The following is a 14353-nucleotide window of genomic DNA, read 5'->3' as shown; positions in this document are numbered from 1 at the left end:
TATCAGTGCCGACGGGCGTCGCGCCCCTGCCCGGCGGCCAGGCGGCGGCGGATCACCCTCAGGTCGAGCGCGCTGATCCCCGCGAAGGCCAGGCACACGGCGGCGAGGACGGCGTACAGGCCCCGGTTGGGCGGCGGGCCCGGGGCGGCGAGTGCGGCCAGTACGGCGAAGGCCACCGTCCCGCAGAGGAACAGCACCAGGGAGATCCGGGACAGCAGCCGTCGCAGCTCCAGGTTGGACCGGGCGTTCACCGGCTCGGTGCCCCGGCGCACCCCGGGCTGGGGCCGCAGTTCGGGCGTCGTCCGGCCGGGGCCGCTCGGGGTGTGCGGGAAGTCGTGGCGCTCACCTGCCCCGCGTCGCGTGTGTCGTCCGGCCATGGTGGCTCCCGTGGATGTGTCCGGCCAGTGGTTCCGTCGCCGTGCGCCTACCCGGCATCGTCCGCGGGACACCCGAGCCGCAGGCGGACGGTCAGCTGTGGGCCCTGCTCCTGGCGGTCCTCCTCGTCCACCCGGCAGAGCGCGGAGAGCGCCCGCAGCATCGTCTCGACGTGCTCGGGCGCGCCGAGCAGCTCGGCCGTGGCCTCGCCGGTCAGAGCGGGCGGCCCCGGTGGCGGGGCCGGGCTCTGGACGTCGAAGGCCTGCGAGGTGCTCACCGCCGGCCCCGGCCCGGGGATCGCCTCGGTGCCCTCGGGCCCGGCCTCGGCGACCGTCCAGGTGCTCTCCGAGGTCAGGGTGGGCGGTACGTCCCACGCGTTGCCGATCCGGGTCCGGCCCCGGCCGGTGTGCGTCGGGAAGGCCGCCTCCAGGGCGTCGAGGACGGCCCCGGCGACCTCCGGCGCGCCGTCCGTGAGGCGAACGAGGACATGGCCGGCGAGCAGGGGCAGGCCCATCGACTTCTCCGTTCTGTCCGCTGCGTCTGTTCTGTCCGAGATCGGTTCTGTCCGGTCCGTTCGAGGACCAGGGACGCACACCGGGCGGGCCGCCGCACCTTCAGCGTTCCCGCCGGAGCCGGGACAGCAGCTCCGGCAGGTCCGCCACCGAGTCGAGGACGTGGTCCGGGTCGCCGTCGCCGCGGCGCGGGGCGCCCGGGGCGGCCTTGCCGGTGCGCACCAGGACGCCGGTGATCCCGTACCGCTGGGCGGCGAGCACATCGGACTCGATGTCGTCGCCGACCATCAGCGCCCGGTCCGCGGCGAGCCCGAGCCGGTCCAGGGCGGCGGTGAAGAACGCCTCGGCCGGTTTGCCGAGCACCTCGGCCCGCACCCCGGCCGCGTACTCCAGCGCGGCGACGAAGGCACCGCCGTCCAGCCGCAGCCCGTCCCCGGTCCGCCAGTAGGCGTTGCGGTGCATGGCGACCAGTCGGGCGCCGCGCTGGAGGGCCGTGAAGGCGCGGTCGAGCGCCGGGTAGTCGAACTCGGGACCCGCGCCACCGGTCAGGACCACCTCGGCCTCGGCCGGGTCGTCGACCAGGGAGACGGGCTCCAGGTCCGCCCGGATGTCGCCGCTGTTGAGCAGCAGGCAGCGGGAGCCCGCCAGCCGGGCGGCGGTGGCGGCGGGCGCGGTGAGCACGGACTCGACGCCGACCGGGAACCCGGCCGCGGCGAGGGCCTCGGCGACGGACCGCCGGGTGCGGGAGGTGGTGTTGGTCAGCAGCACGTACGGCAGGCCCTCGGTGTGCAGCCGGCGCAGCGCCGCCACGGCTCCGGGGAGCGGCTGCCAGTCCACCGTGAGCACGCCGTCGATGTCGAGCAGCACGCCTTCGGGTCGTCCCATGACCCGAACATAGCGCCGCCGCGGGCGGGGGGCCCGGCGTCCGTCCGTCAGCCGATGAGGCCGAGGCGCGGTCCGCCCCGGTCGTGCAGCCGCCGCAGGAAGCCGAGGACCCCGGCGGAGCCGCCCGCCCAGGTGGCGCTCGCCCGGGCGAGACCCGGGTCCGGGAAGACCGGGCGGGCCGGGGCGCCGCCGCTGCGGCTGAGGATGACGGCCGCGACGGCCCGGGCGGCGTCCCAGAACTCCTCGGAGGCGGAGGATCCCGGGGTTCCGGAGGCGACCGCGACGTCCACCAGGAGGTCGCCGACGCCCGCGAGCCCGCAGCACTGGCCGACCAGCGGCATCCGCGGCGCGAGCGCGGCGCAGGTGCGGGCGGCCTGCTGGGCGAGGGCGAGGTACCCGGGCTCGCCCAGTCGGTCGGCGGCCCGGACGAGCACCGTCCCGACCCCGGCGAGTCCCCGGCACCAGGAGCCGTAGCGGCGGGTCGCCCCCGGGGCGGTGGCCCGGGCGAGGAGCTCCGGGGTGACGGCGGCGAGCTCCGCGCAGGCCTGCCCCGCCCGGCGCAGGTCGGCCGGATCTCCGCTCGAACTCCCGTATTCCAGAAGGAAGTAGGCGACACCCGCGGTGCCGTGCGCGAGCCCCTCGCGCAGGGCGGCCCGGCCGACGGTGTCGGCGCCCGCGGGCGACAGCCGGGCCCGGCCGGAGGCCAGCATCCGGGCGCACTCGGCGGCGACGGCGAGGTGCCGGGCGCGGTCCGCCGGGGAGCACCGGGCGAGCAGCAGGCGGCCGATGCCGATCCCGGCGACGCCCTCGATCAGGTCCGCCTCGGGCGGCCCGCCGTCCGGGCCCCGCGTCGGCAGGTCCTCGGCCCTGTTCACGACGGCGCCACGCACGGCGGCCCCGTCCGGGCTGGCCCCGCCCGTGCCGATCCCGGCCGTGCCGATCCCGCCCGTGCCGATCCCGGCCTCGGCGAGGAACAGGTCGACGCCGGTACGGCCTGAGTAGAAGCCCGGCGACAGGCTGCGGGACCGACCCGCCGTCCACCGCGCCAGCGCCTCGACGGCCTCCGGCACCCCGGGCCGGTGGAGGTGGTGGAGGAGCTCCAGGCCGAGGCCCGCACTCCCGCCGTAGACGTCGACCGGGGTCGGCACGGCCGTGCGCGCGGAGAGCACCGGGTCGACGATCCGCCCGGCCTCGGCGACGCAGTACCCGGTGGTGTGCTCGACGATCTCCCGGAGCAGGTCGGCGTCGACCCGCGGCGGCTCGGCCTCCCGGGACGCCGCCCGGGGCTTCCCAGTGCGCAGCCGGTCGGCGCCGGCGGTCCGTACGGCCGGATCGAGGCTCGTCAGCTCGGCGATCAGCTCGCGGAACCGGCGGTGGTCGTCGCCGGGGAGCGCCCGGGCCAGCCCGGCCAGGGTGCGGTCCCGGTTGACGGCGGGGTCGGCGTCGACGATGACCGGGTCCAGGCCGGTGGCGGCGAAGCCGAGGGTCGCGCCCAGCGCGTAGTAGTCGTCGGCGGGCCGGGCCGGCTGCCCGGCCGGGCGCCGTACCGGTTCGCTGTAGCCGGGCGTCGCCCCGTCCGGGGCGGCGCCGTCGATGGCGCTGATCCCGAAGTCGACCAGCCGGCACCGGCCTTCGGCGTCGAGTGCCACGTTGTCGGGCTTCAGGTCGCGGACCACCACGCCCCGGCGGTGGATGGCGTCCAGCAGCCGCAGCAGCCGGGCGGCCAGTCCGGCCAGCCGGTCGGCCTCGTACGGGCCGCGCTCCAGGACCTCCCGCCGCAGGTCCCGGTCGCCGCAGCTGCTCATCACCAGGTACTCGTCCGCGCGGTGCCGGAAGGAGTCGATGACCCGGGGCACCCCGGGGAGGCCGTCGAGCGCGGTGAGCACCGCCCGCTCGTTGCGCAGCCGGTCCCGGGCGTCCGCCCCGGACTCCTCCTCGGCGACGAAGGCCCGGGCCTGCTTGACCACCACCGGCAGTCCGGTGGTCAGGTCGACCGCCCGGTAGACGTTGCCCTGCGGCTTGCGCGCGATGCCGGCGGTGACCCGGTAGCGTCCGCCGCCGAGTCGGGGGGAGGCCTGCGGTCGGGCCGCCGCGGCCGCCCGCCGTTCGAAGGGGTCCTCGGCCCACGGCGGGCACCGGTAGGAACCGGCCGCCAGGCCGTCGAAGACCCGGCCGTCCGGGCCGACCATGACGGATTCCAGCCGCCCGCTCCGGCCGGTCCGGTAGTCGCCGGTGAAGGGCCCGTAGCGGTAGTGGACCGGCGCGTCCGGATCGACCCGCCGGTCGCTCACCACCGTCGGCCCCTCGCGCCCGCGCAGCACCGCGACCAGCTCCTCGGCGAGCGCGACCACCGTGCCGGGCGCCGGGTACACCGTGATCGCCTTCCCGACCGAACCCGCGCCGCGCGTCCCGGAGTTGAGCTCCCGCAGGACCTCCGGGCCGCTCGCCCACTTGGCGTGGCAGACGTACCGCAGCAGCACCGGCCGGACGAGTCCGATCACGGCCGCCAGCTCGCCGGGCCGCGCCGAGACGTGCAGCTTCCATCCGTGTTCCACCGCCGGCATCCGCGGATCGTTCAGGTAGGTCCAGGTGTCATCGGACCACCCGCGGCGGCCGGCGGCGGAACCGGTCACGTCAGGAGTTGAAGTCGCAGGCGAACCGGGTGGTCGCCGTCACCCACGGGTCGGCCAGACACGCCGTGGCCTCGCGGTCGGTGCGGTCGTCGTCCTCGAACGCGATGGTCTCGTCATCGACCAGCAGCGGACCCGCGTCGCGGATCTCCTCGATCATGGTTCCGGGCATGGGAAACCTCCAGATCTTGTCGTGCCTCCGGTGATGGTGCGGGCCGCGGCCCGTGCGACTGGCGCAGTGGGCCGGGATCCCGATCCACGAAGGTAGGGAGGAAGGTTCCGCCTGACAAGGGGTCAGGACGCATCAACTCCACTTCCTGAGCACATCCGTGGAGGAACCGTAAACATGCCTCTGGGCGCGGCGGCCGCCCGGCTCAGGAGCTGACGCCGACCGCGTGCCGGAAGCTCGTCCGGTCGGGGACCAGGTCCAGCATGGCCCGGGCCACGTCGGCGCGCGGGATGCTGGAGCCGGCCGGTCCGGCCTCGACGGCGTGCCGGTAGCGGCCCCGGCCCGGCCGGTCGGTCAGCCGCGGCGGGCGGACGGCCGTCCAGTCCAGGTCGCTCTCCCGCAGTACCCGTTCCATCGCCTCCAGGTCGGTGTACACGTCCCGGAGCACCGCCCAGAGCAGCGGGCTGAAGGCCTTCGCGGTGAGGAAGGGCTGCCCGGCCCCGGAGCGGTTGAGCGGTGCGGCGCTGACCACCAGGATGCGGCGCACCCCGACGGCCGCCATGGCGGTGGCCGCCGCGCGGGCCGAGTTCGAGGCCGGCTTGAGCGGGTCGGTCCGGCCGGCCTGGCCGATGCCGGACAGGACCGCGTCGGCGCCGTCGATCACGGGTTCCAGTGAGGCGGGGTCGAGCGCGTCGGCCCGCACCACGGTCAGCCGCTCGTGCTGGACGGGCAGCCGGGCCGGGTCGCGGACGGCGGCCGTGACGTGGTGCCCGTCGGCGAGGGCGAGGGTCACCAGGTGGCGGCCGATGCCGCCGGTGGCGCCCAGAACGGCGAGTTTCATGACCCCTCCAGGGGGTGGGCGGGTGTGAGGTGGGTGAGTGCTCACTTCCTTCTCGCCTCCAGGGTGGGTGAGTGCTCACTCACCTGTCAAGGTAGGCTGGTGCGCATGACCGAGGACGGGGCACACGAGGAAGACCGGCCGCTCACCGGAGCGGCGCTGACCAGGGCGCGGGTGCTGGACGCCGCCGCCCGGCTGATCGGCACCGTCGGGTTGGTCCGGGCCACCACCAAGGAGATCGCCCGGGAGGCCGGCTGCTCGGAGGCGGCGCTGTACAAGCACTTCCGGGACAAGGAGGAGATCTTCGTCCGTGTGCTGCGCGAACGCGCCCCGCGACTGGCCGCCGCCGTCGCCGAGCTCCCCGACCGGGCCGGACAGGGCACCGTGCGCGAGCACCTGGAGGCCGTGGTGGTGGTCGCCGTGCCGTTCTACCGGCAGTCCTTCCCGATGGCCGGCGGGCTGCTCGCGAGCCCCGAGCTGCTCGCCGCCCACCGCCGCAAGCTCGACAACGCCGGTCCGCACCACGTCAGTTCGCACCTGGCCGACTACCTGCGCGCCGAACGGGGGCTCGGCCGGGTCGCCGCCGACGTCGACCCGGACGCCGCCGCGATGCTGCTGATCGGCGCCTGCTTCCACCGTGCCTTCCTGGAGGTCTTCTACGCCGGCGAGGCCCCGCCCGGGGCCCTGCGCCCCGCCGCCCTGGAGGACTTCGCCCGCACGACGGTCCGCGCCCTGCTCGGCGGCATCGAGGCCGGGGACGCCTGAGCACCCGGCGCCTCCGCCGGGACGGGGTGCGCAGCCCGGGCCGGCCGGGTCGATCGCCCGCTGTCCGAAGGCGGCCGAGGCGGCTGGTCAGCGCCCCAGGTAACGGCGGCCCGGTATCTGTTCGAAGATCAGGTTGGTGCGGGTCTGGGCCACCGCCGGGTGGGTGGTGAGGTGGTCCACGACGAAGTCGCGCAGTTCCTCGGGCCCGGCGACGCCGACGTGCAGCAGGTAGTCGTCCGAGCCGGCCATGTGGAAGACGGCCAGCACGCCGGGCAGGTCGGGGGCGGTGCTGCGGAAGCTCTCGTTCTGCTCGCGGGTGTGGGCGCGCAGCCGTACCGAGATCATCGCCTGGAGCGGCAGCCCGATCGCGGCCGGGTCGAGTTCGGCCCGGAAGCCGCGGATGATGCCGCGCTCCTGGAGCGCCCGGACGCGGGCCAGGCAGGTGGAGGGGGCGATGCCGACGGCGGCCGCGAGGGCGTTGTTCGGGAGGCGGGCGTTCTCGGCCAGGGCGCGGACGATCGCCCGGTCCACGTCGTCGAGCGGCGCCCGGCGGGCCTGCGGATTGTTCGGCATGCCCGCCAGGATGGCAGTCCGTTCCGCAGATCCGCAAACCTGATCGGGCCTGGACCGAATGTTCTTCGGACAGGCTTCCGGAGAGCGCCCAGAAGTTCCATCCTTGCGGACGGTCCTCACCGACCACCGTCGTCGACGCAGACGACGGCCCGTCGCCCCACCGCACCCCCGGAGCGCCCCGCCCATGAGCCCGACCGCCTTCCCCTCCGCCGAGACCGAGACCGCGACCGCGCGCGCGACCGCGATCGCCGTCGATCCCGGTCCGGAGCTGGACGGCGGCGACTTCACGCTTCCCGAGGGCGGACTGGACGACGACCGGCGGCTGCGCGCGCTCGACGCCGTGGACGAGTACCTGACCCGCAAGCGCAAGCACCTGGTCGGCTACCAGGCCACCCAGGACATGCAGGGCACCGCGCTGGACCTCGCCCGGTTCATGCCGAACAACATCAACAACCTTGGCGACCCGTTCCAGAGCGGCGGCTACAAGCCCAACACCAAGGTCGTCGAGCGGGCCGTGCTCGACTACTACGCCAAGCTCTGGCACGCCGAGCGCCCGCACGACCCGGCCGACCCGGAGTCCTACTGGGGCTACATGCTGTCCATGGGCTCGACCGAGGGCAACATGTACGCCCTCTGGAACGCCCGGGACTACCTGAGCGGCAAGGCGCTGATCCAGCCGCCGGCCGCCCCCTTCGACGCGGTGCGCTACGTCAAGGCCGACCCCGACCGGCGGAACCCCAACGCCCACCACCCGGTGGCCTTCTACTCCGAGGACACCCACTACTCCTTCGCCAAGGCCGTCGCCGTCCTCGGCGTGGAGACCTTCCACGCCGTCGGCCTGGAGAAGTACGCCGACGAGTGCCCGCTGGTCGACCCGGTGACCGGCCTGAACACCTGGCCCACCGAGGTGCCCTCCCGCCCGGGCCCGTCCGGCCTGTCCTGGGACGGCCCCGGCGAGATAGACGTCGACGCCCTCGCCGTACTCGTCGAGTTCTTCGCCGCGAAGGGCCACCCGGTCTTCGTCAACCTCAACCTCGGCAGCACCTTCAAGGGCGCCCACGACGACGTCCGCGCGGTCTGCGAGCGGCTGCTGCCGATCTTCGAGCGGCACGGGCTGGTCCGGCGCGAGGTGGTGTACGGCAGCTGCCCGCGGACCGGCCGGCCGCTGGTGGACGTGCGCCGCGGTTTCTGGATCCACGTGGACGGCGCGCTCGGCGCGGGCTACGCGCCGTTCCTGCGGCTGGCCGCCGAGGACCCCGAGCAGTACGGCTGGACGCCGGAGGCGGAGCTGCCCGAGTTCGACTTCGGCCTGCGGCTTCCCACCGCCGGGCACGGTGAGGTCGACATGGTCTCGTCGATCGCGATGAGCGGCCACAAGTGGGCCGGCGCGCCGTGGCCGTGCGGCATCTACATGACCAAGGTGAAGTACCAGATCTCGCCGCCGTCCCAGCCGGACTACATCGGCGCCCCGGACACCACCTTCGCCGGCTCCCGCAACGGCTTCTCCCCGCTGATCCTCTGGGACCACCTGTCCCGGTACTCCTACCGGGACCAGGTGCACCGGATCCGCGAGGCCCAGGAGCTGGCCGCCTACCTGGAGCGGCGGCTGACCGCGATGGAGCGCGAACTCGGCGTCGAGCTCTGGCCGGCCCGCACCCCGGGCGCCGTCACCGTGCGGTTCCGCAAGCCGAGCCCGGAGCTGGTGGCCAAGTGGTCACTGTCCTCCCAGGACGTGCTGATGGTCCCGGGCGACGAGGCCACCCGGCGCAGCTACGTGCACGTCTTCGTGATGCCCTCGGTCGACCGGGCCAAGCTGGACGCCCTGCTGGCCGAACTCGCCGAGGACCCGGCGATTCTGGGCGCGTCCTGACCGTCGTCAGAGGTTGGTCAGCCGGTCGCCCTTGGCGTCCTGGAGCACGTGGTCCACGCAGACCGCGAGGATGACCAGGATCAGGGCGTCCTGCTGGCTCATCACGTCCACGGCGTAGGCGTCGCGGACGGTGAACCAGCGGCGGGAGACGTGCGCCAGAGTGGTGCCCTCGTGGCGTATGTCGAACTCGCGGTCCCACAGGTTGCCGTTGATCCTCAGCTTGCGGCCGTCGCCGAGGCGGACCTTGAAGCGGTCGCCGAAGAGCTTGAACAGCTTCTTGCTGACCTTCGCGGTGGGCTGCCCCTCCTGCTTGATCAGCAGGGTGTGGTGGAAGGTGAAGGCCTTGCGGACGATGCTCGCGACGTGCTCGCCGCGGGTGTCGACCAGGCGGAAGGTTCGGCGCAGCCGGAAGAACTTCCGGTTCACGCGGTAGAGCTTCTCCCGCTGCTCGGTCTCGATCCAGGCCTCCTCGTGGAAGGCGAACATGCGGTCGCGGACCAGGTAGCGCACTGTGGTTCCCCCGTGGTGGATCCGCCGGCCCCCGTGGCGCGGCGCGGCCCAGAGCGTAGCGGCTGGTCAGCGAGGGGGAGGGGCAGGGGGTGGTGCTCTTTACCGGTCCGCGACCTTCCGCCGGCCGGACGCGGAACGCGGGACGGCGGGGCTCATTCGAGCAGCCCGTAGACGTTCAGCGTCCCGGAGGCGGTCGCCAGGTACACCTTGCCGTTCGCAACGGTCGGCGGCACGAACTTGGCGAACAGGCCGACGTCGTCCCGGGCGGCGTTCATCTTGCTGTTCCACAGCTCCTTGGTCAGGTCGGAGGCCTGGTAGACGCGGAAGACGCCTTCCACCACCGCATGGTTGGCATCGTCCTTGAGCACGTGCGAGGCCCACAGCAGTCCGGAGGCGGGATCGCTGCCGTCGGCGGAGAGGGAGAGGAATCCGCCGGGCATGATGAGCCTGGGCGGCTCGGGGGTGGTGCTGGTGGAGGCGGGGACCGTCTGCAGCAGCCCGCCGGAGAGGCGGTAGGCGCGCAGCGGCACGTTCTCCGGCCAGACGTAGACCCACGGGCCGTCCTGGAAGTTCCAGTACACCGGCCCGCCGTGGATGTGGTTGTTGGTGTGGTTCTGGGTCAGCCAGAAGCTCTGCACGATCTGACTGTCGGAGCCGGCCTGGAAGTGGCCCATCGCGCCGGTGTTCAGCAGGTAGAACTTCGCCTCCTTGCCGCCGCCCAGCAGGAGGTTGGTGTTCGGGATCAGCAGCGGACCGGCCGAGCCCAGGTCCAGATCGGCGGGGCCGTTCAGGTAGGCCTGGTTGAACGGGGCGAACCAGTCCAGGAGTTGGAGGTCGGGGCTCAGCTTCACGATGCTGCAGGAGAGGTTCGACCCGTCGGCGCGGAAGCCGCCGTTGCCGGTCATGAAGTACAGGTCGCCGTTCTCGTCCGCGGCCAGCCCCTGTCCCGCCTGCCAGATCCCGCCCATGCCGGTGTCGGGTGTGGTGACGTACACGCCGGTCTGCCGCAGGTCGTCGGCGTCGAAGCCGAACACCCAACCGTGGTAAGGGCCCTGGTCGCCGTAGGCCGCGAAGGCGACGTACAGCCGGTTGTTCACCAGGGTCAGCGCGGCCCGTTGGATCTGGCGGTTGCTGGTGAAGGTGATGGTGCCGTTGACACTGCCGTCGCCCGTTCCCGGGATTGTGGCGGCGATCCGCACCGGACCGCCGAGGGCTTCCTGCCCCGACCGCAGGTCGAGGGCGTGCAGGGTGTGGTGGTAGGTGTTGCCCTCCTTGGTGAAGGCGACGACGTAGATGAGGTTCCGGTCGGCGCGGATCACGGGTGTGCTGAGGATGCCGATCTCGACGGCGATGTCCGCGTACCCGGGCGGGCCGATGTTGGGATCGGGCACCGCGACCGACGGGCCCAGCTGGGCGTGCCACAGCGGCGCCGAGGCGTTCGGGTCGTCCGCGTCGAAGGCGTACACGCTGTTGTGCATGGTCGCCACGTAGACGACGTTGCGCTGCCCGACGCCGGCCACGTCGACCTGGCAGAGGTAGAGCGGCTGGCCGTAGATCTCGCCGTCCACCGCCCTGGTGAAGAGCTTGCCGAAGGTCTGCGGGCCGACGTTCGACTGTCGCAGCGTCACCTCCAGCAGATTGGCTCCGGTACGCCGGTTGTCGTTGTGCTGGGTGGTGACCGACACCGGGCCGAAGGCCACCGTCGCGGACGGGCCGAACCCGGTCACGGTGGTGCAGATGCGCTGACGGGCACTCACCTTGTCGTACAGCCGCAGCGGTCCGGAGACGCCCACCTGGACGCTGGGGGTCGTCGAGGTCGCCGTCCCCTGCCACTGGCCGTTGACGTAGACGTCCACGTCGGCGCCCGGGACCACACCGTCCACCCGCACCCAGCGGGTGCACTCGGTGAGCGGGGTGCGCACGGTGGGCGGCTCGACGGCGCCCAGCTTCTGCACCGTCACCAGGGCCGACCTGGGGCTGGTCCGGCCGCAGCCGAGCTGCACCGCGTAGACCTGGTCCCCGGCGGTGAGCAGCGGTGCCACCGGGATGTCCGCCTGTCCCGCGTAGACGTACTGGAGGCCGATCGGCGCGCCGAGTGCCGCGGAGCAGACGAGGACCAGGGCGCCCGGGTGCACGTTGGCGACCCGGACCCGGGAGGCGCACTCGAACAGCGGTGGGACCACGGCCGGGGCGGGCAGTCCCGCGGGCTGCGGGTCGACCCCCACCTTCGCGGACTCGGGGCCGGTGTACCCGCAGAGCTCCTGGCGCGCGGTGACGGTGCCGCCGCCGATCAGCGCGGGGACGTCGAGGTCGGCGCTCGACTCGAAGGCCTGCGCCGTGCCGAGCACGACGCCGTTCTCCAGGACCGTGACCAGCGCGCCCACCACCAGCCCGGTGACCCGGACCGAGGTGGCGCCGGCGCACAGCGGAGCGACGACGGCCGGCGCGGGAACCTGGTCGGCGGCCCCGACCTCCACGCCGGCCGAGGTCCCGCCGAGCGCCTGGCACGTGGCGAAGGCCTGGTCGGCGGTGACCAGCTCGCCCTGCACCAGCGGCGGGACCCGGAACGTCAACGCGCCGAGGTCGAAGCAGCCGCGCGTCGTGTTGGGCACGCCGGTGCGGTGCAGGGTGACCTCTGCTCCCTCGGACACGCCGCTCACCGGCACGCCGGTCTGGCAGGCCAGCAGCGGACCGTGGACGACCGGTGGTGGCAGCTGCTGGGGCGGAGCGTCCGGCACCGGGCTGGGCGTGGCCGTGCCGGAGTCGCCGCAGGCCTGCTGCTCGGCCGTCAGCGCCTGACCGGCGGCGATCGCGGTACCGAGCTGGACGCGGGCGGTGCCGTCCGGGGCGGTGGCGCTGCCCAGGAACTTCGCGCCCTGCATCACGGTGACGGTGGCACCGGGCACCGCGCCGTCGATCCACAGGCACTGTCCGCACACGTACTGGTGGCCGCCGTAGTGCACGGTGCCGATGACGGCCGGCTTCTTCTGGACGGCGACCGGCTGCGCGGAGGCGGCGCTGACCTCGCCACCGAGCAGCTGGGTCGCGGCGACCTGGTCGCCGGCCTGGAGGGCGACACCGGGGTTGAGCGGGAACTCCTGGTCGGGCCAGGTCGCGACGCCGCCGCCGACCAGCCGGTCGCCGACCGTGTGCGAGCCGTTCACGAGCAGGGTGACGGTGGAGCCGACGAGCTGGTTGCGGACACGGACCGAGGTGCTGCACTCGGACAGCGGTCCGACGACGGTGGGGGGCAGCAGGGGCACGCTACGACCTCCGGAGGATCGGACGGCGACGGGGCAGGCCGGACGGGCGGCGGGCCAGGACTAGGCGGTGGTTCCGGCGGCTTCTTCGGAAGCGTGTTCGATGGCGTCGAGCATCGACCAGAGGACATCGCACTTGAACGACAGCGCGGCGAGGGCGGAGTCCTGCTCCGCCCGCGTCACGCAGTAGGTGGTGACCAGGCCCAGCGCGTGCTCGGCGTCCTCGGCGGCGACCGGCGGTCGGGCCGTGAAGTAGGCGTGGCCGGAGGGGTCGATCCAGGTGTAGTGGGTCTTGATGGCGTCGAGCCGCCGGCGCATCAGGTCCGGGGAGAACAGCTCGGTCAGCGAGGCGGCGACCGACTCGGTCCACGGACGGGTGCGGGCGAAGTCCACGTACGCGTCGGTGGCGAAGCGGACCCCGGGCAGCAGCAGGCTCCCGTCCAGTACGGCGCTCCGCTTGAGCCCGGCGGCCTCGGCGAGCCTGAGCCACTCCTCGTGGCCGCCCTGACCGTCGGCCGCCCCGTCCTGGTAGACGATCCGCTGGGTCCAGCGCCGCCGCACCTCGGCCACAGGGCAGTTGGCGATCACGGCCGCGTCCTTCCGTGGGAGGCAGGCCTGGTAGTACCAGCGGTTCGCGATCCAGAGCCGGAGCTGACCGGGGGGCAGCCTGCCCTCGTGGAGCTTGAGGTGGAAGGGGTGGCGGTGCCAGTACTTCTCGGCGTAGGCGTGCAGGTCCGCGGTGAACTGTGCTGGGGTCCGTGCTGGGGCGGTCATGCGCACAGCTTCGTTTGCGTACGGTGTTTTTTCAATCACTGAGCGTGCCCGTTCCGCTACTCGGGCGGACTCTAGGCGATGCCCTGTCCGTCGATGTCCGCACCCCATTCGTCCTCGCCGGTGGCGCCCACGCAGTACCCGCCGCCCTGGACGGTGCCGCCGTTCTCCTGGCACTGCTCGGCGGTGACGTCGTGGGGGAGGGCCCGGGCCGGGGCGGAGCCGACGAGGACGAGGACGGCGGTGGTGGCGAGCGGGACGGCCAGGCGGGCCAGCGATGAAGTGATCATGTGCCTTACGAGAGCACGCGCCCGCTGCGGCGGCGAGCCGGACGCGTCCGTTCGCAGGCCACGACCCGTCAGCGCGGGCCGGCGGCCTCCGGGGGCCAGGTGTCGGGGGCGAGGACGCCGAGGGCGTAGGCGCGGGCCACCAGGGCGGTGCGGTTGGGCAGGTGCCAGCGGCGGGAGAGCCGGCTGAGGTGGTAGTTGACGCCGTCCGTGGTGAGCCCGACCTCCTTGGCGATCCGGGCGGTGGTGGCGCCCCGGGCGGCCGCGGCGAGGATGCGGGCCTCGATCGGACTGACCTCGGCGCCCGGGCCGGGCTGCCGGGGGACGGGCGGGGCGGGGGGCTCGGCGAGGGTGCGCAGCGAGATCAGCAGGTTCGGGGTCTCCTCCGGGGAGTCGCTGATCAGCTCGACGGTCATCTCGCCCTGCCGTTCGCGGCCGTCGGCGGGCGTCCAGGAGACCTTGGCCGGGTACTGCGAGCGGCGGTGGAGCCGGACGGCCTCGGTGAGCGCCTGGAGGGTGGCGCGGTCCCGGAGGGTGAAGAACTCCAGGATCCGCTGGTGGCGCAACTGGCCGGGAAGCAGGCCGAACTCGGCGGCCATCGCGCGGTTGACGATCAGGATCCGGCCGCCGTACTCGCACACCGCGATGGGCAGCGGCACGTGGTCCATGAGCCGCAGGGCGCGGTTGCGCCAGATCACCGCCGGGTCCTGCCTGGTCACCGGCGCGGGGCGGCGGCCCTCGATCGGTCGCATGCGTCGTTCTCCTCCTGTCGCACCGGGCCGCAACTGATGGGGCGTAGGCAAGTCTCCGGACGGTGCGAGCACTACACAATCATGTAGTGATCACTGTCGGGCGGCGGCCGCGGGGGCTCAGAGTGGAGGAACCGAGAAGTTTTTCCGCCGTGGGAG

14 protein-coding genes are annotated in these 14353 nt (G+C 73.6%); 2 read left to right on the top strand and 12 right to left on the bottom strand.

Annotated elements, in window-relative coordinates; all coding sequences use genetic code 11:
- Positions 1–2: 2 nt before the first annotated feature.
- The 6 genes from ACZ6Z8_RS01830 to ACZ6Z8_RS01805 all read right to left on the bottom strand — a co-directional run bounded on the left by ACZ6Z8_RS01830 (position 3) and on the right by ACZ6Z8_RS01805 (position 5412).
- A complete protein-coding gene (locus ACZ6Z8_RS01830) occupies positions 3–377 on the bottom strand; it encodes a DUF6343 family protein (protein ID WP_465605323.1) in 375 nt (124 codons plus the stop codon).
- Between the two features lie 47 nt (positions 378–424).
- Complete coding sequence (locus ACZ6Z8_RS01825; protein ID WP_465605322.1) at positions 425–889, bottom strand: hypothetical protein; 465 nt, start codon at positions 887–889, stop codon at positions 425–427.
- A 100-nt stretch (positions 890–989) separates the two neighbouring features.
- Positions 990–1772, bottom strand: coding sequence for an HAD-IIA family hydrolase (locus ACZ6Z8_RS01820; protein ID WP_465605320.1), 783 nt, complete (start codon positions 1770–1772; stop codon positions 990–992).
- A 47-nt stretch (positions 1773–1819) separates the two neighbouring features.
- Positions 1820–4405: a class IV lanthionine synthetase LanL gene (lanL, locus tag ACZ6Z8_RS01815; RefSeq protein ID WP_465605318.1), complete on the bottom strand. Its 2586-nt coding sequence runs from the start codon at positions 4403–4405 to the stop codon at positions 1820–1822.
- 1 nt (position 4406) lies between these two features.
- Complete coding sequence (locus ACZ6Z8_RS01810) at positions 4407–4574, bottom strand: SflA family class IV lanthipeptide (RefSeq protein ID WP_396478598.1); 168 nt, start codon at positions 4572–4574, stop codon at positions 4407–4409.
- A 202-nt stretch (positions 4575–4776) separates the two neighbouring features.
- Positions 4777–5412, bottom strand: a complete 636-nt coding sequence (locus ACZ6Z8_RS01805) for an NAD(P)-dependent oxidoreductase (RefSeq protein ID WP_465605314.1) — start codon at positions 5410–5412, stop codon at positions 4777–4779.
- Between the two features lie 105 nt (positions 5413–5517).
- On the opposite strand from ACZ6Z8_RS01805, the gene ACZ6Z8_RS01800 reads away from it, so the two are divergent.
- A complete protein-coding gene (locus tag ACZ6Z8_RS01800) occupies positions 5518–6174 on the top strand; it encodes a TetR/AcrR family transcriptional regulator (protein ID WP_465605311.1) in 657 nt (218 codons plus the stop codon).
- 87 nt (positions 6175–6261) lie between these two features.
- Here ACZ6Z8_RS01800 and ACZ6Z8_RS01795 read toward each other — a convergent pair whose 3' ends face one another.
- Positions 6262–6747: an Lrp/AsnC family transcriptional regulator gene (locus ACZ6Z8_RS01795; RefSeq protein ID WP_402813729.1), complete on the bottom strand. Its 486-nt coding sequence runs from the start codon at positions 6745–6747 to the stop codon at positions 6262–6264.
- Positions 6748–6931: 184 nt separating this feature from the next.
- On the opposite strand from ACZ6Z8_RS01795, the gene ACZ6Z8_RS01790 reads away from it, so the two are divergent.
- Positions 6932–8617: a PLP-dependent aminotransferase family protein gene (locus ACZ6Z8_RS01790; protein ID WP_465605307.1), complete on the top strand. Its 1686-nt coding sequence runs from the start codon at positions 6932–6934 to the stop codon at positions 8615–8617.
- Between the two features lie 6 nt (positions 8618–8623).
- Here the strand turns inward: ACZ6Z8_RS01790 and ACZ6Z8_RS01785 are convergent, their stop codons facing one another.
- The 5 genes from ACZ6Z8_RS01785 to ACZ6Z8_RS01765 form a co-directional block, all read right to left on the bottom strand.
- Positions 8624–9127, bottom strand: coding sequence for an LURP-one-related/scramblase family protein (locus ACZ6Z8_RS01785; RefSeq protein WP_465605304.1), 504 nt, complete (start codon positions 9125–9127; stop codon positions 8624–8626).
- Positions 9128–9279: 152 nt separating this feature from the next.
- Positions 9280–12390: a hypothetical protein gene (locus ACZ6Z8_RS01780; protein WP_465605301.1), complete on the bottom strand. Its 3111-nt coding sequence runs from the start codon at positions 12388–12390 to the stop codon at positions 9280–9282.
- A 60-nt stretch (positions 12391–12450) separates the two neighbouring features.
- Positions 12451–13161, bottom strand: a complete 711-nt coding sequence (gene pqqC, locus ACZ6Z8_RS01775; protein ID WP_465605298.1) for a pyrroloquinoline-quinone synthase PqqC — start codon at positions 13159–13161, stop codon at positions 12451–12453.
- A gap of 71 nt (positions 13162–13232) precedes the next feature.
- Positions 13233–13448 carry a hypothetical protein gene (locus ACZ6Z8_RS01770; protein ID WP_465605295.1) on the bottom strand — a complete coding sequence of 72 codons (216 nt, stop codon included), beginning with the start codon at positions 13446–13448 and terminating at the stop codon, positions 13233–13235.
- 68 nt (positions 13449–13516) lie between these two features.
- Entirely contained in the window at positions 13517–14197 is a 681-nt protein-coding gene (locus ACZ6Z8_RS01765) for a PAS domain-containing protein (RefSeq protein ID WP_465605292.1), read from the bottom strand.
- Between the last annotated feature and the right edge of the window lie 156 nt (positions 14198–14353).

This window comes from Kitasatospora sp. NPDC101108 (genome assembly GCF_055584725.1).
This window is presented reverse-complemented; position numbering and strand designations above follow the sequence as displayed.

Bases quoted from the DNA above. Each gene is read 5' to 3' on its own strand.
- ACZ6Z8_RS01830 (WP_465605323.1), bottom strand. From the start codon at position 377: ATGGCCGGACGACACACGCGACGCGGGGCAGGTGAGCGCCACGACTTC.
- ACZ6Z8_RS01825 (WP_465605322.1), bottom strand. From the start codon at position 889: ATGGGCCTGCCCCTGCTCGCCGGCCATGTCCTCGTTCGCCTCACGGAC.
- ACZ6Z8_RS01820 (WP_465605320.1), bottom strand. From the start codon at position 1,772: ATGGGACGACCCGAAGGCGTGCTGCTCGACATCGACGGCGTGCTCACG.
- ACZ6Z8_RS01810 (WP_396478598.1), bottom strand. From the start codon at position 4,574: ATGCCCGGAACCATGATCGAGGAGATCCGCGACGCGGGTCCGCTGCTG.
- ACZ6Z8_RS01805 (WP_465605314.1), bottom strand. From the start codon at position 5,412: ATGAAACTCGCCGTTCTGGGCGCCACCGGCGGCATCGGCCGCCACCTG.
- ACZ6Z8_RS01800 (WP_465605311.1), top strand. From the start codon at position 5,518: ATGACCGAGGACGGGGCACACGAGGAAGACCGGCCGCTCACCGGAGCG.
- ACZ6Z8_RS01795 (WP_402813729.1), bottom strand. From the start codon at position 6,747: ATGCCGAACAATCCGCAGGCCCGCCGGGCGCCGCTCGACGACGTGGAC.
- ACZ6Z8_RS01790 (WP_465605307.1), top strand. From the start codon at position 6,932: ATGAGCCCGACCGCCTTCCCCTCCGCCGAGACCGAGACCGCGACCGCG.
- pqqC (WP_465605298.1), bottom strand. From the start codon at position 13,161: ATGACCGCCCCAGCACGGACCCCAGCACAGTTCACCGCGGACCTGCAC.
- ACZ6Z8_RS01770 (WP_465605295.1), bottom strand. From the start codon at position 13,448: ATGATCACTTCATCGCTGGCCCGCCTGGCCGTCCCGCTCGCCACCACC.
- ACZ6Z8_RS01765 (WP_465605292.1), bottom strand. From the start codon at position 14,197: ATGCGACCGATCGAGGGCCGCCGCCCCGCGCCGGTGACCAGGCAGGAC.